At 40.3% G+C, this 22425-nt stretch carries 17 protein-coding genes; 4 read left to right on the top strand and 13 right to left on the bottom strand.

Annotation, left to right across the window (positions count from 1 at the left end):
- Positions 1-105: 105 nt before the first annotated feature.
- Positions 106-1419: an ABC transporter ATP-binding protein gene (locus NWP25_RS17640; RefSeq protein ID WP_280699899.1), complete on the bottom strand. Its 1314-nt coding sequence runs from the start codon at positions 1417-1419 to the stop codon at positions 106-108.
- Between the two features lie 163 nt (positions 1420-1582).
- On the opposite strand from NWP25_RS17640, the gene NWP25_RS17635 reads away from it, so the two are divergent.
- The 3 genes from NWP25_RS17635 (at position 1583) to pabB (ending at position 6310) form a co-directional block, all read left to right on the top strand.
- A complete protein-coding gene (locus NWP25_RS17635) occupies positions 1583-2815 on the top strand; it encodes an FAD-dependent oxidoreductase (protein WP_280650187.1) in 1233 nt (410 codons plus the stop codon).
- Between the two features lie 238 nt (positions 2816-3053).
- Positions 3054-3713 (top strand): single-stranded DNA-binding protein, encoded by a 660-nt coding sequence (locus NWP25_RS17630; RefSeq protein ID WP_313958974.1) that lies wholly within the window; start codon positions 3054-3056, stop codon positions 3711-3713.
- A gap of 521 nt (positions 3714-4234) precedes the next feature.
- Positions 4235-6310 carry an aminodeoxychorismate synthase component I gene (gene pabB, locus NWP25_RS17625; RefSeq protein ID WP_280650186.1) on the top strand — a complete coding sequence of 692 codons (2076 nt, stop codon included), beginning with the start codon at positions 4235-4237 and terminating at the stop codon, positions 6308-6310.
- Between the two features lie 194 nt (positions 6311-6504).
- On the opposite strand, the gene NWP25_RS17620 is transcribed toward pabB, so the two are convergent.
- The 11 genes from NWP25_RS17620 to glmM form a co-directional block, all read right to left on the bottom strand.
- Positions 6505-7248, bottom strand: coding sequence for a COP23 domain-containing protein (locus NWP25_RS17620; protein ID WP_280699897.1), 744 nt, complete (start codon positions 7246-7248; stop codon positions 6505-6507).
- Positions 7249-7318: 70 nt separating this feature from the next.
- A complete protein-coding gene (locus NWP25_RS17615; protein WP_280699895.1) occupies positions 7319-8893 on the bottom strand; it encodes a M48 family metallopeptidase in 1575 nt (524 codons plus the stop codon).
- A 143-nt stretch (positions 8894-9036) separates the two neighbouring features.
- On the bottom strand, positions 9037-10083 hold the full coding sequence (locus NWP25_RS17610; protein ID WP_280650183.1) for a DUF5331 domain-containing protein: 1047 nt from the start codon (positions 10081-10083) through the stop codon (positions 9037-9039).
- Between the two features lie 51 nt (positions 10084-10134).
- Positions 10135-10467, bottom strand: coding sequence for a (2Fe-2S) ferredoxin domain-containing protein (locus NWP25_RS17605; RefSeq protein ID WP_280699894.1), 333 nt, complete (start codon positions 10465-10467; stop codon positions 10135-10137).
- Positions 10468-10536: 69 nt separating this feature from the next.
- Positions 10537-11514, bottom strand: a complete 978-nt coding sequence (locus NWP25_RS17600; RefSeq protein WP_280650181.1) for a cysteine synthase A — start codon at positions 11512-11514, stop codon at positions 10537-10539.
- Between the two features lie 747 nt (positions 11515-12261).
- On the bottom strand, positions 12262-12900 hold the full coding sequence (locus NWP25_RS17595) for a peroxiredoxin (RefSeq protein ID WP_280650180.1): 639 nt from the start codon (positions 12898-12900) through the stop codon (positions 12262-12264).
- A 254-nt stretch (positions 12901-13154) separates the two neighbouring features.
- Complete coding sequence (gene hpsP / locus NWP25_RS17590; protein ID WP_280650179.1) at positions 13155-14333, bottom strand: hormogonium polysaccharide biosynthesis glycosyltransferase HpsP; 1179 nt, start codon at positions 14331-14333, stop codon at positions 13155-13157.
- Positions 14334-14381: 48 nt separating this feature from the next.
- Positions 14382-15554, bottom strand: a complete 1173-nt coding sequence (gene hpsO, locus NWP25_RS17585) for a hormogonium polysaccharide biosynthesis glycosyltransferase HpsO (protein ID WP_280650178.1) — start codon at positions 15552-15554, stop codon at positions 14382-14384.
- 63 nt (positions 15555-15617) lie between these two features.
- The gene (hpsN, locus tag NWP25_RS17580; RefSeq protein ID WP_280650177.1) at positions 15618-16598 is read right to left on the bottom strand and encodes a hormogonium polysaccharide biosynthesis glycosyltransferase HpsN; all 981 of its coding nucleotides are present in this window, start codon (positions 16596-16598) and stop codon (positions 15618-15620) included.
- Positions 16599-16615: 17 nt separating this feature from the next.
- Positions 16616-18361: a hormogonium polysaccharide biosynthesis protein HpsL gene (hpsL, locus tag NWP25_RS17575; protein ID WP_280650176.1), complete on the bottom strand. Its 1746-nt coding sequence runs from the start codon at positions 18359-18361 to the stop codon at positions 16616-16618.
- A gap of 552 nt (positions 18362-18913) precedes the next feature.
- Positions 18914-20386, bottom strand: a complete 1473-nt coding sequence (glmM, locus tag NWP25_RS17570; RefSeq protein ID WP_280650175.1) for a phosphoglucosamine mutase — start codon at positions 20384-20386, stop codon at positions 18914-18916.
- A gap of 379 nt (positions 20387-20765) precedes the next feature.
- On the opposite strand from glmM, the gene NWP25_RS17565 reads away from it, so the two are divergent.
- The gene (locus NWP25_RS17565; protein WP_280650174.1) at positions 20766-21482 is read left to right on the top strand and encodes a biliverdin-producing heme oxygenase; all 717 of its coding nucleotides are present in this window, start codon (positions 20766-20768) and stop codon (positions 21480-21482) included.
- A 107-nt stretch (positions 21483-21589) separates the two neighbouring features.
- Here the strand turns inward: NWP25_RS17565 and NWP25_RS17560 are convergent.
- Positions 21590-22425 (bottom strand): hypothetical protein (locus NWP25_RS17560; protein WP_280699892.1); only part of this gene is annotated, 836 nt, incomplete at its 5' end.

Here is a 22425-nt window from a genome sequence, read left to right as displayed (position 1 = left end):
GGTGTACTGGCGTTGTCGGCTGAAAATAGTGCCAAAAATTAATTAGGGCTAACAAACTGTCGATAAACTTTAGCCCTAGGGGACTAGTTCTTTAACCGACTGGAGCTATGAGACTGTTAATTTATTTCCTGGCTCCTTGATGGGAAATATCGCCAAATCAGTTTGAGGATCAAAAAAATGCAGTTTTTCGGGATTTAATGATAACCATAATTCCTCGCGAATATGCACTAATTTGTCTGGTGGGATTCGCACCTGTATATTATCTGTGTGATTAAGTTTGGATTGTGATGTGTCTAGATGACGCCAGCTCACTGCTAGAAAAGAATCATTACCCAAATTTTCTACCAAGTTTACTTTCACAGGTAAATTTTTGGTAGCAGGTGCGCTTAAACTCAAATGTTCTGGCCGAATACCTAGAATAATAGTTTGCTTGTCGTATTTTCGTAGAGGTTTTTCCCAAGTTTCTGGTAGGGTGAGGCGGAAATGATCATGGGTAATTAACAACGGCGCGTGAAATGTCACAGGTATAAAATTCATCGGTGGTGAACCAATAAATTCAGCGACAAAGCGGTTAGCTGGATGATTGTAAAGTTCTAATGGAGATGCGACTTGCTGGATTTGACCTTGATTCATAATCGCAATGCGATCGCCCATGGTCATAGCTTCGATTTGGTCGTGGGTGACGTAAATTGTCGTGGTTCCCAGTTGACGTTGTAATTTGACAATTTGGCTGCGTGTTTCCGCCCGCAGTTTCGCATCCAAGTTAGAAAGAGGTTCATCCATTAAAAAGACTTGGGGATTACGGGCGATGGCTCTTCCTAGTGCTACGCGTTGCCTTTGCCCTCCTGATAACTGTTTGGGTAAGCGATTGAGTAAGTTTTCCATTTGTAACAATTGGGCAACATATCGCACCTGTTGGTCCACTTCTCTTTCTTTTTCAGAAATGTAACGTATTCCTTGAGGTAGCTTTCTTGTCATCCCGACAAGAAGATGTTTTGCCCAATTAGGGAGTGAGGATTCTTGATTTTCGCTATTCCCTAATTTCCGTCGGCGCAGTCCAAAGGCGATGTTGTCATATACAGTCATGTGGGGGTAAAGTGCGTAATTTTGAAACACCATGGCAATATCTCGTTCTTTGGGAGGTAGGTGATTAATTAAGCGCTGGCCTATGGAAATATTGCCTGCTGTCATCACTTCTAACCCAGCGATTAAGCGCAGTAAAGTGCTTTTGCCGCAACCCGAAGGGCCTACCAAGACCATAAATTCACCATCGGCGATGGTCAGGTTAATTCGCCGTAAGACATGAATATTTTCTGCTGGTGCTGGGGTTGTGTCACTGTTTAACTTAGGAGACGGTACATTTTCCCCTTTACGCTGGGGAAAACTTTTATAAATGTTTTCTAAAACAACTTGCGCCACGACTATTTACGGTAAGGGTAATTAATCAGATAGCTGACTCCCCAAGGCGGAAAATTCAGCGTCCATGATATATGTTACCTGTGACTACAAAAAGTAAAAAAAATAGCTTGGACTAAAAAAAGCAAACTACTCTGGATTTATAGTAGTATCGGCAGGTGTTCTCATGACTACTGACGTAACTGAAAATTCTGCCCATGGAATTTTAGACTTAAAAAACACAGATTGTTGTATTGTCGGTGGTGGACCAGCAGGCGCTGTTTTAGCTTTACTTTTGGCACGTCAAGGGATTTGTGTCATCCTGTTAGAAGCCCATAAAGATTTTGACCGCGACTTTCGGGGAGACACAATTCATCCCTCGGTGATGGAAATTATGGAAGAATTGCAATTAAGTAATCCCTTGCTGCAATTACCCCATAGCAAAATTGACTGTTTGAGAATTCGCACTCCTGAAAATGCTTTCACATTAGCGGATTTTAGTCACCTGAAAACTCGCTACCCCTATATTACGATGATGCCCCAGGTGAGATTTCTGGAGTTCATCACCCAAGAAGCCGAAAAATATCCGAATTTTCACTTAATCATGGGTGCGAATGTGCAAGAATTAATTGAGGAGAATGGCATCATTCAAGGTGTCCGCTATCGGGGAGGGGGTGGTTGGCATGAAGTCCGGGCTACACTGACAATTGGTGCGGATGGTCGCTACTCACGCTTAAGACAACAAGCTGGTTTTGAGTTAATTCAAACCTCGCCGCCAATGGATGTTATTTGGTTCCGTTTACCCCGTCAGCCGGGAGACCCAGGGGGAGGTATAGGAAACCTTGCTCAAGGTCGGATCTTGGTTATGCTAGATCGGGGTGATCAGTGGCAACTTGCTTATGTGATTCCTAAAGGTGGTTATCAGCAAATTCGTGCTGCTGGCGTGGAGGAATTCAAAAAATCTGTGGTGGAAATTGTGCCTACTTTAAGCGATGGCATAGAATCTTTACAAGATTGGTCACAGATATTCTTGCTCTCAGTGGAATCCAGCCGCGTTAAACGTTGGTATTGTCCCGGACTTTTACTGATTGGTGATGCGGCTCATGTTATGTCTCCTGTGGGGGGAGTAGGCATTAATTACGCTATTCAGGATGCCGTAGTAGCAGCTAACATACTCACTCGACCACTCAAAAACAAATGTGTGGAATTAGCTGATTTAGCAAAAGTGCAGAGTCAAAGAGAGTTACCCACACGCATTATTCAAGCATTCCAGAGTTTTATCCAAAAACGAATTCTAGCCGAAATTCTCGAATCCCGGCAGAGCTTTCAACCCCCTGTTTGGTTACGGTTGCCTATTTTACGGGACTTACCAGCCCGGTTGATTGGTATGGGGATTGTTCCAGTTCACGTCCAAACTTAATTGGCAGCATTTTTTTCGGACTGAAGTGGTATAATTGTACTAATCATGCAGAATCCAATGCTCGTTTTAGTCAGGCGAAGGTGGCGGATAGTATCTTGAATACTATTCAAAGCGATCGCTTGGCTTTTATGCTAAAAAAGACTCAAGCTAAAACTTTAAGCTCATAACTTAATTATGTATATTTCCGTAATCAAAAATCTATTTGTTTCTCATTAACCTTTGCCATGAGGAGGACTTCATGAATAGCTGCGTTTTAATGGCGGAAATCATTCAAGAACCGCAATTACGTTATACAGCCGATAACTTAGCAATTACAGAAATGCTGGTACAGTTTCCTAATCCTCAGCGCACAGAAGAGCAGTTGGTGACTTTAAAAGTGGTCGGTTTGGGAAATGTGGCCACAGAAATTCAGCAAAACTATCACCAAGGCGATCGTGTTATTTTGGCAGGTCGCTTAGGAATGCACACTGTTGAGCGTCAAGAGGGATTTAAAGAAAAACGTGCCGAACTAACAGTACAACAAATTCAATCACTAGGAAGTAGTTCCAGCCCATCACCAATCACAATAACTCCATCAGTGACCTCCACACCACCAAAACCATCATCACCAGTATTTTCATCTTCACAGCAGGAAGTTGAATTTCCTCCAGTAACGGCTCCTGTTACCACTGGTGTTGATGTTGCTCCTGAGCAGACAAACTACACACCTACACCTTTGCCCCAAAGCTTTGAGGGGAGTACTTATTCCCCACTACCAGAGCAGGAACCAGACCCAGACGACATTCCTTTCGTGCGAGCCATTGATTCCATAACCGCAAAAATAGGCTTGCTCGATTCCTACGAAATTGAAAGCCAATGTCCGCAGGTGGGAATCAGCCATAATTTCAAGTTTATCTAACTTGAATTTGGCTAACTTGTTTACTGTGTGATTTAAATTCTCACCGCCGTGGAGATAACAAGTTATGCGCCATGGTTTGCATAGGTATGAATGGGGAGACATCTAGAAGAAAATCCAAAAGGTTGTCTACAAGCTACAAAAGAGAATCTACAAAACGAAGATTAATCAAGACATGGCTAAAAGGTCGGGTTATCGCCAAGGGAGTTTTGCAAGAAAGTGATGCAGGAAGGCTACAGGGTGGGGTAATTTCCCCACTGTTAGCCAATATTGCATTACATGGAATGGAAAATGAGATAATAAATCCCGTATAAAATATGGGGAAATAACCAGTAAAGGGAATAACCCAGTAGCATCCTTAAGGATTATCCGCTACGCCGATGATTTTCTAGTAATGTATGCAAAACTCGAAAAAGCAATCAGCATATCCCGGACTTTTCAAAACAGTCGGGGATGTGTGGCTATGAGACAGAAAATTTATTTTTCACTAAATTTTGCTCAGAGACAAACAGAGGAAGCGTGAAGTGCGAACCCTGATCATTGATAACTACGATTCCTATACATTTAACCTTTATCAAATGCTCGCGCAAATCAACGGAGAGCTTCCCTTTGTGATTCGCAATGATCAAATTGATTGGGACGAATTAAGTGAACTCATATTCGACAACGTGGTGATTTCTCCCGGACCGGGTCGCCCGGAAAAAGTTAAAGACTTTGGTATTTGCCGAGAAGTAATTCAAAATATAAATGTACCCCTACTTGGCGTTTGTCTTGGTCATCAGGGACTAGCCCATGTCTATGGCGGAACTGTGATTTATGCGCCGGAAATTATGCACGGACGATTAAGCAAAATATATCACAATCGCTCTCAGCTATTTCAGGGTATTCCTCAAGGTTTTTCTGTTGTCCGCTACCACTCCTTAATAGTTGCAGAAAATTTACCCAGTTGTCTAGAAAAAGTAGCTTGGACTGAACAAGGGCTAATCATGGCGCTGCGTCATCGAGATTTACCATTTTGGGGAGTACAATTTCATCCCGAATCAATTTCTACTGAATACGGGTGGAAACTTTTAGAAAATTTTCGAGACATCACAGAACAATTTACCGAGGAAAAATCAACACTCAAAACCGAGAAACAGGATTTTTTTCTTCCCGAAGATTCTAGACTATTCTCTTCTAGCACCCCATGTTCTCATTCCCAATACCAAGTTTGCAGTAAAAAACTAGATATGTATCTTGATGCAGAACAAGTGTTTGTGCATTTATTTGGCAAAGATACCAACGCCTTTTGGCTTGATAGCAGCTTAGTGAGTCCTGGTCTTTCTCGGTTTTCTTTTATGGGAGGAAGTGGTGGTTTAAATAGTTTATTGGTGGAGTACCGCACCCAAACTCAACAAATAACCATCACTCAGTCAGGCAAAGTTACTCAGTGTAGAGGTAGTATTTTTGACTATCTAAAACGAGAAATTAATTACCGACAGTGTAACTCTGAACAACTACCTTTTGACTTTAATTGTGGATTTATCGGCTACTTCGGTTATGAGATTAAAGCAGAATGTGGATCTGAACTAGTGCATCCTGCTTTGCTTCCTGATGCTATGTTTGTCTTAGCTGACCAAATTATTGTATTTGACCACCAAGAACAAACTATATATTTAGTATGTTTGATTCAAAAGTATCAAAGCACACAGGCAGATGCTTGGTTTGAGTCAACAGAAAAACAACTACGCACACTAAAACCTGTACCACCGATTCTGTCCATAGGTAGGAAGGAACCCTTAGTTTTTCGCCTCAGCCATTGTCGCCAGACTTATATGGATAATATTCACAAGTGCCTCAATCAAATCAAACAAGGAGAGAGTTACCAAATTTGTTTAACCAATAAAGTTTATACAGATATCACTCCTGACCCACTGGAGTATTACCGCACCTTACGGCGAATTAATCCAGCCCCATATTCAGCATTTCTTTGTTTTGCTGAATTTGCCATTGCTTGTTCATCCCCAGAAAGATTTTTGCGAATTGACCCCACGGGCTGGGTAGAAACTAAGCCAATCAAAGGTACTTGCGAACGTGGACAGACTGCTGCAGAAGATAAAATACTTTGTGAGCAATTGCGTAACAGCGAAAAAGACAGAGCAGAAAACTTAATGATTGTGGATTTGTTACGCAACGATTTAGGTTTAGTCTGTGAGGTAGGCAGTATCGAAGTTACAAAATTGATGGCAGTGGAAACTTATGCTACAGTGCATCAGCTTGTCAGTACGATTCGGGGTCATTTGCGCTCAGATATGCAAGCTACTGACTGCATCAAAAAAGCATTTCCTGGTGGTTCTATGACTGGTGCGCCGAAAATTAGAACCATGAAAATCATTGACGAACTAGAGCAAGAAGCGCGTGGAGTTTATTCAGGTACTATAGGCTTTTTAGCACTCAATGGAGCAGCAGACTTGAATATAGTAATTCGGACTGCGGTTTTGACTCCCAATGGTACTTCTATTGGTATTGGGGGAGGTATTGTAGCTTTATCTGATCCTGAAGCTGAATTTGAGGAGGCGTTTCTCAAAGGTAAGGCGTTAATTCAGGCTTTAAGTAGCTGAATTTAAAAAAAGTAATTACCATACTAGGGATCTATATCCTGATTATTTTATTGTTCATCATACAAATTAAAGTATTGCCCTTGCCGTTTTAACCTATTTAAGCAAGTTGCAGAGACATTCCCTAGAACATCTCTACATTCCTTGTGTCAGATGCCTAGGTTATGAATATGGTCTAAGTCTGCAATGTGCTAATATCAACGGAAATTGCCAGGATTGAGGCGTGTAGGGGTTTGAGGTGCTGACTGATTAGTATTTGTATTGGTATTTCCCAAAGTACCACCATCTTGAGGGGCGAGGTAAGGTTTTAAATTAATAGCCCCTTTAGAGGCAGCAACTCGATTTTTACCACCACCAAAAAGGGTGCGACCTAAATTATATAACTCACTTACTCCTGTGGTATTGCGATGGCGATAAGTATTAACAGCAATAGTTTTTTCTCCATTATCCGCACTAATTAAGTTTTGGAAAACACTATTACGTACCAAATAGGGATCTTTCCCCCGAGGTATTGTTAACACAATGCGACAAAATGAGTTAGTCTGTGTGGTCACACAAATAATATTCTCATTATTTTCTACAGCAATTTGCAATTCATCTAAACCATCCGGGCGATATGATTCCAAGCGGCTGGCAATTGCTTGACAGCGTTTTTGTGGACTCCAACCACCACCCAAAGCCGCCGGCGCGGCCCAGGGAAAGAATTGCCCTGGGATATTTTGTGGCTGATACATAACCGTGTGCTGTCCATTGTAAAATTGACAGCTAAACCGATTACCACTCGTTACAGTTGGTGTACTTGTAGTTGTGCCTGTGGGAGTTGATGTACTGTCTGAAGGTATAGTGGGGACAACAAGTTGAGCAAGTACCACAGAATTACCCAGGATAAAAGATAAGCCAAAACTGCTCAAAAATACAAACTTTAAAGGTCGTAAAAACATAAATTATTACCCAGTGTACTTATCGTAGGGTGCTTATAACTTAAGTGACGGATAATTTTATATTTTTGATTCATTGAGAAGGATATTTTTTTTGTTCTTGTTCTTTCTTTTCCTTAAGTATCTGCTTCAAGCGGGCTTGTACTGCGATATGTCGTTCAACTCCTTCATAGGCGTAGCGGTTATACTTAGCACGGGAAATTAAATTTTCTAAATAACTAACTCGCTCACTACCGCCTGGGTGGGATGATAACCAAAGGGGAATAAAATTTTTCTGCTCTTTTTCTAATGTCACCATCAAATTACGTAAGCCATCAGCAGCATAGCCCCCAGCAACAATCAAACGGGTCCCCAAATTATCTGCTTGACGTTCCATATCCCGGCTGTAAGTCAGTGCAAACAGTTGACCGATAGTACCGCCAAAAGGTAAGTACTGGGTAACATTAGCAATGAGATTTCCTTGGGTAGCTAGTTGAAAGCCATGAGATAAGACAGTATGAGACAATTCATGACCTAGTAAGCCAGCTAATTCTGCTTCTGAATTCGTTTTAGCGATGGCCCCAGCATTAATGAAAATTTTACCCCCAGGCAGTGCAAAGGCGTTCAAGTCTTCTTTAGGAATTACAAAAAATTCGTATTCAAAATCATTTCTTCCTGCGACTTTAACCAATTTTTGCCCAATTTCATTAACATAGGCTGTAACAGTTTCATCTTTAATTAAATCCAACTGTTTTTTTGCTTGTGCTGCTACAGACTCCCCGATAATTTTTTCACCTTTGAGGAGCATAATAGTAGAGTCAATGGCAGAAAAGGGTCCGAAAAGATTGCCAGTAACGGCATAACCTAATGCACCGGTGATTATATTAGCGATGGCATTACCTCGAATCTCTGATCTAATATGAGATTTGAATTGGTTAAGATTTTTGTCAGCTAAATTTTGGAATTCAGATGCTTGGGGATGATTGGGATTGAGAAGCGCAAATTGACGTGCTATTAAAGATGCTTCCATCCATTTTTGAGCTTCAGCTAGTGCGGTTACTTTCGCTTGAATTAATGTTGATTCATTGGGATAAAGGGCAACTGCACGTTCTAGTATATCTAATGCTTCTTTGCCACGATTGTATTGTTTTAAAATTTCTGCAAATCGAATATGACTGGGGATAAATTCTGGATACTGTTCAACCAATAATTGCAGAGGTACTAAAGTTCTAGTTTGCAGATTATGAGCAATTCCTGCCGTAGATTCTCGCCAATATACTTTACCTGCTGGAGAAAGTTGCTCTGGGTCTAGTATGGCTGCTTTGGGTTCTTGGTTTGTGAGTTTTGCAGTAAAGGGTTCTTTGACCTCTCGATATAGTTTTTCTGCTTCAGAGATTTTTCCGGTGAGAAAAAGCTGATCTGCTTTGATGAGTGTTTGCTGACGAGCAATTTCCTCTGGACTGAGTCTTGAGGACTGTGAGTGTTGCGATTCACCTTCATCAGCGGAGCCTTGTGGGGGTGTACTGGTACTCTCAACAATAATAGACCCAGGAGTTTGTTGTGCGGTGACAGTTGTTATTAATTGCATCAAGATAACTAAAAGCGTCGTGGCTAATGAAAGCAATACCCATCCCAAGGCTAGCAGCAAAGACTTTCTGGTTCTTTTCATAGGGTGAGGAAATGGAAAAGTTGTTTGAAAAAAGGAGGCTGTGTCGTAGTGGCGCTACCTATTGCTTCACTGATTGATCAGATGTAGAGCCAAAGAAGCATTTACCTTAACTGTGATACACTAGGGGTTGTTATTTTTGAAACTTAAAGGGAATTAGTTTCTGGGTCGTATTCCCTACCCTGACAAAACTCATCTACCCAAGAAGCTAAACTGGAGCCATTTTTAGTGGTTAAGGGTTGCAGTTGACGGTAAGAGTCCTTTCCTTGTGGGGAAATTTTACCAATGTTGTCATTGCCTGGAAATGGTGATTTAAGGCACTGGCATAAAAATAAAATACCAGTTAAACAATTTGTTTGCAGCAAAAGTGACCAAAACTTGATGGGTAGATGATAAAACCGCCAATCCCTGGGTTTTGGGGCTGGGATATTTTTCGCTTTCCTCATGTTAATAGTATTTGCCAGGGGCGATGGTTCGTGCTGAGGTGGTAAAGCGGAGGGTGGTTTGGGGGAGTGTGACATTTTTGTAGAAGGCCGAGAGGCAACCTGAGTAGCTAGTGCAACCGAAGAAGGAACTTTTTGTCTGGGAATATTCTTAGAATTTCTTGTATGTGGAAACAGGGGTTGATGTGACTCTGATGCATGAAAAGTGAATGTTTTAGGATAAGAACATGGGGGAATGTGAGTGGTTACTGGAAGCAAGGGTATTAGGTTATGCTTGTCAATGCTCCCAGATTTTTTTGGAGATGATGACAGAGTTTTATTTGAGTGTGGTAGTTCAGTATAAAGTTTTTCACAGTGTAGTGTTTTAGCGTCAGAAATCTGAGAAGCAACTGCAACTAAGGGTGGAGTTTTGCTTTGTGTAGACTGTTCGTGCAAAGATTGGCTTTCAACGTCGGTTGTGGTTGTAGAATATTCAGACTGTGTTAAAGTTAACTCTTGATCAGGATTAAAGTTAAGACCTAAAGCTGAGACTATTTCATCGGGATTGTCATTTAGATCCAGGACAAAAGAGATAAGCTGATCAAACTGTGGCTCTAAAACTGACAAAGTAGCCAAAATAAACCCAGATGAAGGACGGCGCAGACCATTGTAAGTACCCCAAACCCTGATTTTGACTAGCCAAGAACGATTTTGTTTGTAGTACCTCAGCCACTTAGTTTTTACAGATTGACGTAGCTGGTGAATATTCATAGATCCCTCGCTTCGGTCAGCAATTGAGTGGTATTTTACATTTTTATTTGTTTATCCCTGGGGATGAAACCGATGATAGAGCATTCGTTTCACCTTTTGGCCACCCAACAAATGTTGTTCTACCAATAGAAGTACTTCATTGGGTATAACGCCGCTATACCAAACCATATCGGGTAGAATTAGTACCATTGGCCCGTTACCACATTGTCCTAAACAGCCGCTAGCGGTTACTATCACATCAGGAACTGGCAAAGCTGTAAAGGCCGCTAATACTTTCGCTGCACCTTGCTTTTTACAGGTGCGACTTTGGCAGACCCGCACACACCTTGTAGCAGAGTTTGGGTTTGGGTTGGGAGAGTTGGATAGTTGAGTTATTTTTGACATTTGTATAAGGCAATTGGGAATTAAGTGGATCAGGGAGATGGGATAGTACCCATACCCCATGATTAGTGACTAATCACTAATAACTAATCCTTTGGAGGCTAACCATTGGCGGTTAAAGATGCGTGACTGATAGCGGGAACCGTTATCACATAAAATGGTAACAATGGTATGTCCTGGCCCCATTTGCTTTGCTAGAGCCACAGCAGCAGCAACATTAATACCTGTAGAACCACCCATTAATAGCCCATCTTTCCGCAAAAGTTGATAAACTATCCGCAAAGCTTCTGTGTCATCTATTTGGATAGCGTCGTCAATTGGTGCGCCTTCCATGTTGGCAGTGATGCGGCTATTACCAATGCCTTCGGTGATAGAATTGCCTTCTATTTTGATTTCACTGGTTTTGACATAGCTATACAATCCACTACCCATAGGGTCGGCAATTACGCATTTAACAGCCGGATTTTGTGATTTGAGATATAAAGATACACCTGCAAAAGTGCCACCAGTACCAGTTGCAGCTGTCCAAGCATCAATTTTACCGTTTGTTTGTGTCCAAATTTCCGGACCCGTGGTTTCGTAGTGGGCAAGGCGGTTGGCTAAATTATCAAATTGATTTGCCCAAATAGCATTATCTAACTCAGCGGCTATTCTGCCAGATAGTTTGACGTAGTTATTGGGGTCTTTATAGGGGACAGCCGGAACGGGACGTACTTCTGCACCTAGGGTTGTTAGGGCGTCAATTTTTTCTTGGGATTGGGTATTGGGAATGATAATTAGGCATTTATAGCCTTTGGCGTTGCAAATATGTGCTAAACCAATGCCTGTGTTCCCAGCTGTTCCTTCAACTACGGTACCACCGGGTTTGAGTAGACCTTTTTTTTCTGCATCTTCAATAATATAAAGTGCAGCGCGGTCTTTGACGGAACCACCAGGATTTAGAAATTCTGCTTTACCAAGGATTTCGCAACCTGTTTCTTGACTAAAGCTGTTTAAGCGAATTAGTGGTGTGTTACCAATGCTACCGACAAATCCATTTTTGATATCCATTTTGATTTTCCTGAGTTCTGGTCTATGAAAATTTTGGACTATAGGGGTGGTAATATTGACGGATTCTGCCACCAAAATGCTAATACACCACATGGATTCTCATATAATTAAGCTTCCTCGGTTTTCTAAACCGAGGATTTCCGAAGAGTCCATAAAGGAACTTTCTGAGGCTGACTTAAACAGCCCCTGGAGATTCCACCAATATCAATACAGTGTGCTTTAATCTTGAAACCATTAGTTATGGGGAGGGAATAAATCCCCTCCCCGGGACTTCCTCCACTACCTGAAGCGAAGTGGCTTCCGTGCCTTTCGGGGATTTTATTGTGAAATTATGGTCACCTGACGGTGATATCATTCTGGTTCTTCTACCTAAATGGCTCGATTGTTTGCGGTGAAAGGTTTTCAAGTAAATATAAGAACTTCAATAGTGGGTTACCCTTTGGCTAATATTATGCCTGCATCAATAGTTGTAATGAAATATATATATTTTTATGGTTAGGTTTTTTCCTTAACCTAATGTACTTCTGCTGTGGTAGTCAACGAGAGGTTATACGAAAAGGTGGGTCAACCACAGTACTGGACTGGCAAGACTAAAATGTTACATTATAATTTTCCTGTGGAATAGGGAAGATGCTTTTTATGGACAGAATGCCCATGCCACAAGAGTTTTGTCTGTTGCACTATTTTAACCTTGCCAGTCTACCAGGAATATGCCAGTAATGTACTAAATATTGGTATCAATCAAAGTTACCTGTTAGGCTGAGGGGTCACTCGCAAGTAAGGTTTGATTTCTGTGTAACCTTTGGGGAATTTCTCTTTGAGAACTTCGGGATCTTTCAATGATGGAACAATCAAGCAGTCGTCTCCATCTTTCCAGTCAACTGGGGTTGCTACGCTGTAGTTATCAGTTAATTGCAGTGAGTCAATTACTCGCAATAGTTCCTCAAAGTTCCGTCCTGTGCTGGGAGGATAGGTTAAGGTAAGACGCAGTTTTTTGCTGGGGTCGATAACGAATACGGAGCGCACTGTGATGTTTGCAGCTGCGTTGGGGTGAATCATATCATAAAGCTCAGAAACCTTCTTGTCTGCATCAGCAAGAATGGGGTAGTTGAGGGTGGTGTTTTGAGTTTCTTCGATATCTCCTACCCATCCTGTATGAGATTCAACATCATCAACGCTAAGTGCGATTGCTTTGACATTGCGCTTGTCAAATTCTGGCTTTAGTTTGGCCACTGTGCCTAATTCTGTGGTGCAAACAGGCGTAAAGTCAGCAGGGTGAGAAAACAGCACTACCCAGCTGTCACCCGCCCATTCGTAAAAGTTGATATCGCCGTGTGTAGAAGCTTGTGTAAAGTTGGGTACTATATCACCAAGATGAAGAGCCATAAGAGGTTCCCTGTAGTTTAGAAAGGCTTATGTATTTTACATTGCCATCATGACATAAAACACGGTTTCCCCATCGGTGTTTAGCAGTTTGTAATAAATTTTTAATTTTTGGCGCATAGAAAAAAACAACTTCATCAAAAGTTAATAATCTTATTGTCTTCTCATCTGTGAATTATGTGAATTAATTATTCTCTCTAGGACAAACTCTTGTGTAACCTTTGTCTATTCAATCCAGAAAAATGACAAAAAATTGCTTATTTTGTGATAATTTGTTGGTAGGCTTGGATCGTTTGACGAGCGATGGCGCTCCAACTGAAATGTTGTAAAGCATATTGTTGGGCATTTAAGCCCCGTTGCTGACGTTGTTGAGGATTTTGCAAAGCTTCTTTGATTAACTCGACAAAAGTTTCCACTTCTGTTTTACCTATCCAGCCTGATTTGCTGTCATGCACTTGTTGCCAAATATGCACATGGTCTGAAATAACTACAGGTATACCTGCTACCATTGCTTCGGCTACGGCAATGCCAAAGTTTTCATAGTAAGAGGGTAAAACAAATAAATCAGCAGCTTGTAGTAAACTAGCTTTTAACTCACCACTAACAAAGCCCGTAATGGTAGTGTGCGATCGCAGTGGTGAATTGGCAATGTGAGATTTAATCTTTTGCTCATAATCTGGGTCTTGAGAGTTTGTTCCAGCTAAAACAAAGTGAAAGTTAAACTGAGAAGCTAAAAGCTTTTCTAGGGCTGGAAGCAACAAATTTAAACCTTTTTTTTGGTCAATTCGGGACATAAACAGGACTAAAGGAAAATCTGGCGGTATTTTGAATTGATTGCGTACTATATTCCCTGCATCTGGAATTGGTTTAGGGGGAATCACACCTAAAGGAATCACCAAATCTCGCGTTGCTACGCCAAAGCGTTCTGATATTTTGGCTTCTTGATTGCTAGTAAAATGAATTGCTGCTGCACCAGCTATGTTACGACGTTCCATCAGTTGAACATAAAGCTGTTTTAATTGCTTTTTTTTGCGTAAATCGGCCGGGTCAAGGGTGCCCAAAGGACGCAAAATGTAAGGTAGTTTTTGCTGACGACATACTCTCGCTGCAGCAGTACTTACAGGAGAAAATAAAGCATGAATATGTGCTAGGTCAAACTCACAAGCGTGAATTTTGAGCCATTTGAGTAAATTAAGGGAAAATTTATAGCGACGAAATGGGCTGCAACGAAAATAAATAATTTGATAACCATCTTGTTGCACTGGATGATTTAAAGGAACATGGAGAGGTTGTTGTCCAGTATCACCATTACTATCAGTTGTCAGAATGGTTATTTCTAGTTGCTCTTTTGCTAAGGTAGAAGCCAGGTTGATGACCATTTGGCTGGGTCCGCCATAAATCAAAGAGATTGACGGGATAATTTGTAAAATTTTCATGATTTTATGTTCTTGTTTAGACAGCACCCAAATTAAATATTTATTTGATTAACTATTAACTAGTTCTTGATAAAAGGCGAATTGCTGCTGTGCTAAAGCCTGATTTGTATATTTATGCATTGCTTTTTGATGACCTTTTTGACCAATGCTTTTAGCCATATCTGGTTTTTCTATTAATTGAACTAAGCAATTAGCTAAAGCTGCAATATTACCTTCAGGAAATACTAAACCAGCATCACCAATTACGTGGGGAATTTCTCCGGAATCGGAACCAATGACGGGAACTTTGCAAGCCATAGCCTCAATCAATACATGACCAAATTGTTCTTTCCAGCCAACAGTAGTTAAGGTTTTAAATTTATAGGTGGTTTCTGAAGGTAAAATTAAGGTGTTCATTAAGTTGATATAATTGGCTACTTGATTATGAGGAACACTTTCTGTAATAATTACTCGGTCTTTAAGATTATTTTCTGTGCTAATTTTAATTAATTCTGCTTGGAGATATCCCCGGCCCAGTAGTAATAATTTCCAAGGTTTATTTGGTATGGCTAATAAAGCTTGCAAAAGTGTTAATAAACCTTTCTCTGGAACAAACCGCCCGACAAATCCCACTACAAAATCCTCAGATGTAATGCCTAACTGACTTGCCAATTCTGGTTGTGTTTGGGGAGTAAATAGGCTTTGATTAATACCTAGTTGTGGCATTACTTGAATTGGTCCTTGATATCCTCGTTGTCTAATAACTTTTGCACCGTCTTGATTACCAGTAATGATGCCGTCACTATGGTTAAGATTGTATTTTTCTAAAAAAGTAACAGGAAATTTGAGTTCGTAGGGCAAATTCCACCATGTAAAAAATATATTTTTTGCCTTGAGTTTTAATAGCTGATTGAGCACAATCATTTGAGTATATGCTAATGCTTTAGATCCTTGTTCCACCTGTATAATTTGGGGTCGAAATTCTCTTAATAAAGAAATTAAGTCAATGCCAAAGGTAAGAAGACCTTGATGATTTTGACTAAAATTGGAGATGGGGACAATTTTAAAGTTGCCTTCATTACGATATTGAGTGGTAATAATTTTGTTTTGTACACCACCAGGTTTCCAGGTTTTGGGGACGACAACTGTTACTTCAATGCCTGGTTTTAAATGTGCTAGAGCGCGTAATTTTTCACAGTTAAGGTCTACAATATAGGAGTGACTGGCAACTAAAATTTTCATATTTTCTGGGTATTTATTAATAGTCAGATGTAAAATCAAATTGTTCTACCTAATGGCGAGTCACTAAAATTGTTGATCTAGGCGACTATAAGTTTGACCATTATTCCATATTGATTGAATGACAGTACCCAAGGCTTTGAGAAAACCCAAAGTGTAGAAAACAGCGCGAGTTGCAATTTTGATGGGGGAACGACTTTTGTTACAGGGCGGGTTTCCTAGCACGTGACAGTTAAATAAAGCAGCAAATAGACGTATAGATTGAATGGCATTGAGGTTTTTTAGCCCCATTAGGAAATGATTGTGGTAGAAGGTGAGTTGATACTTCGGCGATCGCATACTAATATCATGACAACCCCCGGTTTCTTGGCCTAAATGTATTAAATAAGCGTCTGGGTCATACCAGATTTTGTATCCTGTTTTACGGAGTCGCAAACAAAAGTCTGATTCTTCTCGCACTGCGCTACCGCGAAACCTCTCGTCAAAGTTCAATTTGTGTTGAGTGAAAATTTCCCGGCGGAAAGACATATTGCAACCCCTAGCTGTTAGTACTTGCTGGGGTTTGATAGTGTGTACTAAATCAAGGTGATACCAAGCAATTGCGGGGTTCATTGCTTGGGGAGGTAAATATTCAATTTGCAACTCCCCATTGGAATCACTTAATTTACCTCTGTCGAATACTCGCCCAGCTACAGCCCCTACCTCTGGATTTTGCATATAGTTTTTAGCATGGGCTGCCAAAAATTGCGAGGTGATTTTGACATCATCATCAATAAATAAAATAATTTTACCTTGGGCTCGTCGTACTCCATAGTTACGGGCCCCTGGTAAGCTCGCCCAGTGGAGGCGAAACCATTGAATTTTACCTGCTGCTGAAATTTCTTCTAGGTAAGCTTGTATTTCTGGTTGGTGGGTTGGAGATTGGTCTACTACCAAAACCTCAAAGTAGGGATAGTCCTGATTTAAAATATCGACAATACTATCCCGCAGCATTTCTTCTCTTCTATAGGTGGGGATGATTACTGAAATCAAAGGCAAATTATTCATCTGTTTTGGGATTTAAATCAACTTGCTGTTTGATTATGAAATTGTCTGCTGAAATTTTTATTTCGGGTTTTATTGTGTCGGCGATGGGAGTAAAACCAATTAAAGTTTTGTCCTTTGATAGTCGCAGATTTCTTCTTTGTGGTTGCAACTGGCTCAGAAACGTGTTTTTCTTGATCCAATACTGGCAATTTAAACAGTACTCCTGCACAAAACCAGTAGTATACAGCCACTGGATCAACATCTAAAGGATAATAGTATGTGTTATAACTAATAAGAAGTATAAAAAGCCATAAACTAGCAGCATAAATGCGTAAACTAGGGTCTTTTATGGCACGATATGCTTTAAAAGCACTTATTGTCAAGGTTGTTACTAAAGCTAGAAATCCTAGTACCCCGACAATGCCTATTTCCCATATGACTTTGGGGTAGTATGTTTCTACGAGCTTGGTTCTACCCAATGCTCTAGCGGAGTTAGTGGCTCTACCTAAACCACTACCAATGGGGCTAGCTACATTTCTTAAATTTTCTTCAAACTGCTGAAGGACAAACTCTTGAGGTGGCGCAGCTTCGACGCGACCTATAAAACTATTTGTCCGTTCTTCCACAATTTCCGGGTTAGCTACCATAGCAATTCCCAGAATTAAGACTAGTCCTAGTCCCATAGGAATAAAGCGTTTAAAATTACGAATTTGACCGGTAACTATTAGCAAAATTACGAAGCACAGGGGTACTAACCCTAACGCAATTCTCTGTCCAGAGATGACTGCATTGATAAAAACTGTTGCCAAGGAACCTAAACTGAGTAGCCGCCAAATAATTGCCGGGTCAGTGAAACCTGTGGCAAAGGCAAAAAATGTGCTAGAAATTAAAAACCATGCCCATTGCCAAGGGGCTACAAAGGTTCCTGGTAGGCGAATTACTCCTTGGTTAGGGCTATAGAGTAGAGAACCACCAAAATAACACCGAGCGTCTAGTGTTGCTTTAAATAAATCTATCCCTGAGGCGTTTCTTGTACCTTCACATACTCCGGTTAGTAGTAATATGTATTGAATAATTCCCAGGGTGCAGCAGATAAGTATGATGGCAACCTGTAGGCGGGATAGAAATAGAAAGTCTTTTTTATTGCGGATTAAATAGTAAGCACAAGTAATTAAGGGTATATAGCCTAAAAGTACTTTTAGTCCTAAGAGACCCATAGCGAGGGGCATTTCGTTGGATTGTTTTTCCATGAGTGCCACGGTGGGAGGATTGAGCTGTTGTCCACCATTGATAAATATCAGGGTTAGAAGGCAAAAACCCAACAAAATAAATAGCGGGGTTTTAATATCTTTGGGTAGTATGAAGGGTAGCCTTTGCTTACGGCAAGTTTGCCAACATGCAATCAAAGCGGGAACATAGAAAGAATCTTTAGCGAGTTGGAGAATGGGACTGTTGCTGATGTAATAAGTAATAGTACCCCCAAATGGCATATAAATCAGAAAAGCATATAAGGCAGAACGGGGGTATTTGTAGGAAAAGGAAATGATGAGAATTGCCAAAATGCCAGGAGCTGCTACTTTAATTCCACCCACTAAAAAAAGTAGAATACCAAACAAAACACTGGTAAAGCCAGCGGCGGTAAGTAGGGTGGTAAATTTTTTACGCCCTTGAGTTGTTTTACGTTTTTGTGCTAAATTTTCTTTGAGGCTAAGGGTAGAAGTTTCCTTGGTATCCTGCTTTTTTGATTTTTTCGATTTCTGAGATTTTGACTTTAATTTCGGCATGGCAACGCCCGAGTTTATATAGTTGACAAATTGTATAAGCCAAAGTCATCTTTAATTGATTTAATAATTTTCCATGAAAATACTGAGTCCTAATTTGGTAGAATCATCATGAGGATTTTCTACTGTTTTTAGGATATAAATTGCAACCCAAATGGTAATGGTTTGGGAGGTTGGGACTTGTCAGCTAGAATATTTCTGAATTTGGCATGGTCTATATATTATTTATAGTAAATATAGCCAAGATTTTATTGTGGATTTTTTGGCAAATTTTTAAAATTATATCTAAGAATATTGCCAGTCCGTCAGATTTTATAAAAATTGCTTCTTTTAATGTAAATATATTGACTTTATTTTCGATATTTATAACCTTTGTTTATATAGCATTGATTACAATCAAGGTGTTGGTTAATTAAGTACGATAATTTTTAATTTATACAGTGATGTGCATCAACTGTCATTGTATAAGTAGGAGCAAATTTCTGAGCCTAAAATTTTACTGCTTCTGCATTCAAATGCAGAAGCAGTGATCAAGAAAGTATTTTAATTAAAAGGTTACTCTATCAGGTGTTGCTGGACTTGGAATACTAATTCATCTGTCCAATGGTTAGCCAATTCAGTATTAGCAGCTTCTACCATGACTCTGATCACTGGTTCTGTACCAGAAGCCCGGACTAAAATTCTGCCTGCATCACCCATTGCGGCTTCAGCTAAAGCGATGGCTTGTTGTAAAGGTTGACAATCTTGCCAATTCAAGCGGCGATCGCGGTCCAGAACTCGGACATTTCGCAATAGTTGGGGATAGGTCTGAAAACTTTGATCTATCAATTCGCTGAGGGGAACACCAGCTTCTTTGACTAAAGCTGCTATGTGTAAAGCTGTTAACAGTCCATCACCAGTAATGGCGTAATGGCGGCAAAGAATATGACCAGATTGTTCACCGCCTAACATTCCCCCTGTTCTGATCATTTCTGCCTGTACATATTGATCACCTACGGCGGTACGAATTAACTTTCCACCTTGTTTTTGCCAAGCTTTTTCAAAGCCTAAATTGGCCATGACAGTAGAAACAATGAGGTGATCTGGGAGTTGTTGCTGTTGTTGTAGATGTCTTCCCCACAGGTAAAGAATGTAGTCACCATCTACTTTCCTACCAGTGTGATCTACAGCTAAAACACGGTCAGCATCGCCATCAAAGGCAAAGCCTAAGTCTGCATCATGTTCTTTAACTGTGGCTTGCAAAGTTGCTAGGTGAGTGGAACCGCAATTGACGTTGATGCGATGGCCATCAGCTTGATTATGTAAGCAAATTACCTCTGCTCCCATTTCTATAAATACCTGGGGTGCTAAACTAACCGCAGCACCCCAGGCTAAGTCTAAAACTATTTTCAGCCCTTGGAGATTCCCTCTTTTCTCTAAGGATTGTTTTAAAGTTTTGCCATACTGATTTACCAGTTCCCCGCGTGAATAATGCCGTCCACAATTACTAACTTTATCGGTAACTGTATGTCCCCGTAGTCCTGACTCAATTTCTGTTTGTAATGCTGGAGATAACTTAGCACCATTGCTGTTAAAAATCTTAATCCCGTTGTCTTCTGGTGGGTTATGGCTGGCAGAAATCATCACTCCACCGATGGCTTCACTGATGCTGGTGAGATGAGCAACAGTGGGAGTGGGACATAATCCCAAATACCAAACCTCTACTCCGGCTGCTGTTAACCCTGCACTTAAAGCCATTGCTAGCATATCGCTGGAGTTTCTGGAATCTTGCCCCAGGATGACTGGCCCTGTTTGACAACTGTGATTTTTCAAAACCACACCTGTCCAAAAACCTACTTGTAATGCTAATGGGGCATTGAGTAATTCTCCTACTTGTCCCCGAATGCCGTCAGTGCCAAATAAGGCAGTGGTCGGTAGTGACACATGGTTAAGGGCAAAATTGCCATCTAAACCTTTTCCTGTTTTGTGAGATTCCGACTTAGAGCTACTGCGAATGTCCTCTTGGGTTCTATTTATAGATGTCACCATCAGTTTTAACTCCTCACACCATGACGGAAAATATTACTTTGCAGGTTAATTTAGCCATCTCAACCGAGATAACTGTTTATCTGTAATATATACTTGTTTTTATTTTACAAATCAGCTTACTTCTACATTTTCAGTAAACTTACTGAGTTTGTTTGAGTCGTTAATATTTTTATGTAAAGTTATTTATATATTACTGTAATCTTTCCGCCATAGTGATTAATGGCTGTTTCGGAATTTGAGCACAGCAGAATTCAGGACACTTAAAAAATTTTAATATAAATTCTCATCAAATAGCTTTAATGTAACGTTTTGATGGTATTGTTAGCCATTCATAAAATTGAAACTTCACGAGTTAACCTTTTAAGTTGAGAAATTTACTATGACCAGCAATTTAGCCAGCAAATTACGTGTAGGTACTAAAAAAGCCCATACAATGGCAGAAAATGTCGGTTTTGTCAAATGTTTTTTAAAAGGAGTAGTGGAAAAAAACTCTTACCGCAAACTAGTTGCTAACTTTTACTTTATCTACTCGGCCATGGAAGAGGAGATGGAAAAGCACTGTCAGCACCCCATTGTGAGTAAAATTAACTTTCCCCAACTCCACCGCAAGCAAACCTTAGAGCAAGACTTGAGTTACTATTTTGGTGCTAACTGGCGGGAACAAATTAAACTGTCACCAGCAGGTGAAGCTTATGTGCAACGCATCCGCGAAATTTCCCAAACTGAACCAGAGTTATTAATCGCCCATTCTTATACTCGTTACTTGGGTGATTTATCAGGGGGTCAAATCCTCAAGAACATTGCTGTCACAGCGATGAACTTGTCTGATGGTCAAGGTACTGCTTTCTATGAGTTTACGGATATTAGTGACGAGAAGGCATTTAAAGCCAAATACCGCCAAAGTTTGGATGAATTACCCATTGATGATGCTAGAGTCCATCGCGTTGTGGATGAGGCTAACGCCGCCTTTGGGATGAATATGAAGATGTTTGAGGAATTGGAAGGGAATTTGATCAAGTCCATCGGGATTATGTTGTTTAATAGTCTCACCCGTCGTCGTCAACGTGGTAACACTGAACTGGCTACTGAGTCGTAATTTTTTTGAGTTGGAGTGACTACACATGGGGGTAGTAGCCCTGTGATTGTTTTGTGTATATGAAGACAACCAGAGGGAAATTACCCCCAAAACCTTATCTTGACTATCTATCTTTTTCTGTTGGGAGTTAGTAAGTGAAGGACGTAAACTATCAGTCCTATAAATCCTAACTCCTGTGTTAAAAACTGCCTCAGTTGTTTATGATTACGAACCCTGCCAAAATCTTGTAAATAGTTCTCTAAATATTGGATCTGGCTTATTTCCCTTTGCAAGAATGACAATTGAGCGTTTGAATTCCTTAAATCTGCGCGGGTATTATCTACCTGTTGCAGTAGGTTTCTAACTTCTTCTAAACCTCCTATACTGTCTATTTCACTCTTAATAGACTCAAGTTGTGTTAAAATAGTTGTGGCATTGTCAATATTTTCATTATATCTGTCAATAGCGGCATATATTGCCAGATTTTCTTGCTGAATTTGTTGAGATTGCTGTAAATAATTTTCTGTTGTTAGTAAAATATTCTGGGATTCTGCTCTGACATTATTTACATCCTGCAAAATTAATCTTGCTTGTTCCACAAGACTGGTAACATTAATTTCCTCCAGTTCTCTTTGTGCTTTTGTTAATTCATCGAAAAGATTGCTAAAACTTTCTACAGCTTGTAATTTCTGGGATAGTTGAGCTTCAATGTTTTGATTATATGTGTCAATTTGTGAGATAGCCTCATTAATGCTTGTAGCATTAGCGGTATATATTGCCAGATTTTCTTGCTGAATTTGTTGAGATTGGTGTAAATAATTTTGTGTTGTTAGTAAAATATTCTGGGATTCTGCTCTGACATTATTTACATCCTGCAAAATTAATCTTGCTTGTTCCACAAGACTGGTAACATTAATTTCCTCCAGTTCTCTTTGTGCTTTTGTTAATTCATCGAAAAGATTGC

The organism is Umezakia ovalisporum Ak1311 (genome assembly GCF_029891685.1).
Classification (GTDB): domain Bacteria; phylum Cyanobacteriota; class Cyanobacteriia; order Cyanobacteriales; family Nostocaceae; genus Umezakia; species Umezakia ovalisporum.
Note: the sequence above shows the minus strand (reverse complement) of the source record. Positions and strands in the feature narration are given on the sequence as shown.

Excerpts from the sequence above, each read along its gene's own strand:
- NWP25_RS17600 (WP_280650181.1), bottom strand. The coding sequence starts at position 11,514 with ATGGATATCAAAAATGGATTTGTCGGTAGCATTGGTAACACACCACTA.
- hpsP (WP_280650179.1), bottom strand. The coding sequence starts at position 14,333 with ATGAAAATTTTACAAATTATCCCGTCAATCTCTTTGATTTATGGCGGA.
- NWP25_RS17615 (WP_280699895.1), bottom strand. The coding sequence starts at position 8,893 with ATGAAAAGAACCAGAAAGTCTTTGCTGCTAGCCTTGGGATGGGTATTG.
- NWP25_RS17635 (WP_280650187.1), top strand. The coding sequence starts at position 1,583 with ATGACTACTGACGTAACTGAAAATTCTGCCCATGGAATTTTAGACTTA.
- NWP25_RS17565 (WP_280650174.1), top strand. The coding sequence starts at position 20,766 with ATGACCAGCAATTTAGCCAGCAAATTACGTGTAGGTACTAAAAAAGCC.
- glmM (WP_280650175.1), bottom strand. The coding sequence starts at position 20,386 with ATGGTGACATCTATAAATAGAACCCAAGAGGACATTCGCAGTAGCTCT.
- NWP25_RS17630 (WP_313958974.1), top strand. The coding sequence starts at position 3,054 with ATGAATAGCTGCGTTTTAATGGCGGAAATCATTCAAGAACCGCAATTA.
- hpsN (WP_280650177.1), bottom strand. The coding sequence starts at position 16,598 with ATGAATAATTTGCCTTTGATTTCAGTAATCATCCCCACCTATAGAAGA.
- hpsL (WP_280650176.1), bottom strand. The coding sequence starts at position 18,361 with ATGCCGAAATTAAAGTCAAAATCTCAGAAATCGAAAAAATCAAAAAAG.
- NWP25_RS17605 (WP_280699894.1), bottom strand. The coding sequence starts at position 10,467 with ATGTCAAAAATAACTCAACTATCCAACTCTCCCAACCCAAACCCAAAC.
- NWP25_RS17610 (WP_280650183.1), bottom strand. The coding sequence starts at position 10,083 with ATGAATATTCACCAGCTACGTCAATCTGTAAAAACTAAGTGGCTGAGG.
- NWP25_RS17620 (WP_280699897.1), bottom strand. The coding sequence starts at position 7,248 with ATGTTTTTACGACCTTTAAAGTTTGTATTTTTGAGCAGTTTTGGCTTA.
- NWP25_RS17595 (WP_280650180.1), bottom strand. The coding sequence starts at position 12,900 with ATGGCTCTTCATCTTGGTGATATAGTACCCAACTTTACACAAGCTTCT.
- hpsO (WP_280650178.1), bottom strand. The coding sequence starts at position 15,554 with ATGAAAATTTTAGTTGCCAGTCACTCCTATATTGTAGACCTTAACTGT.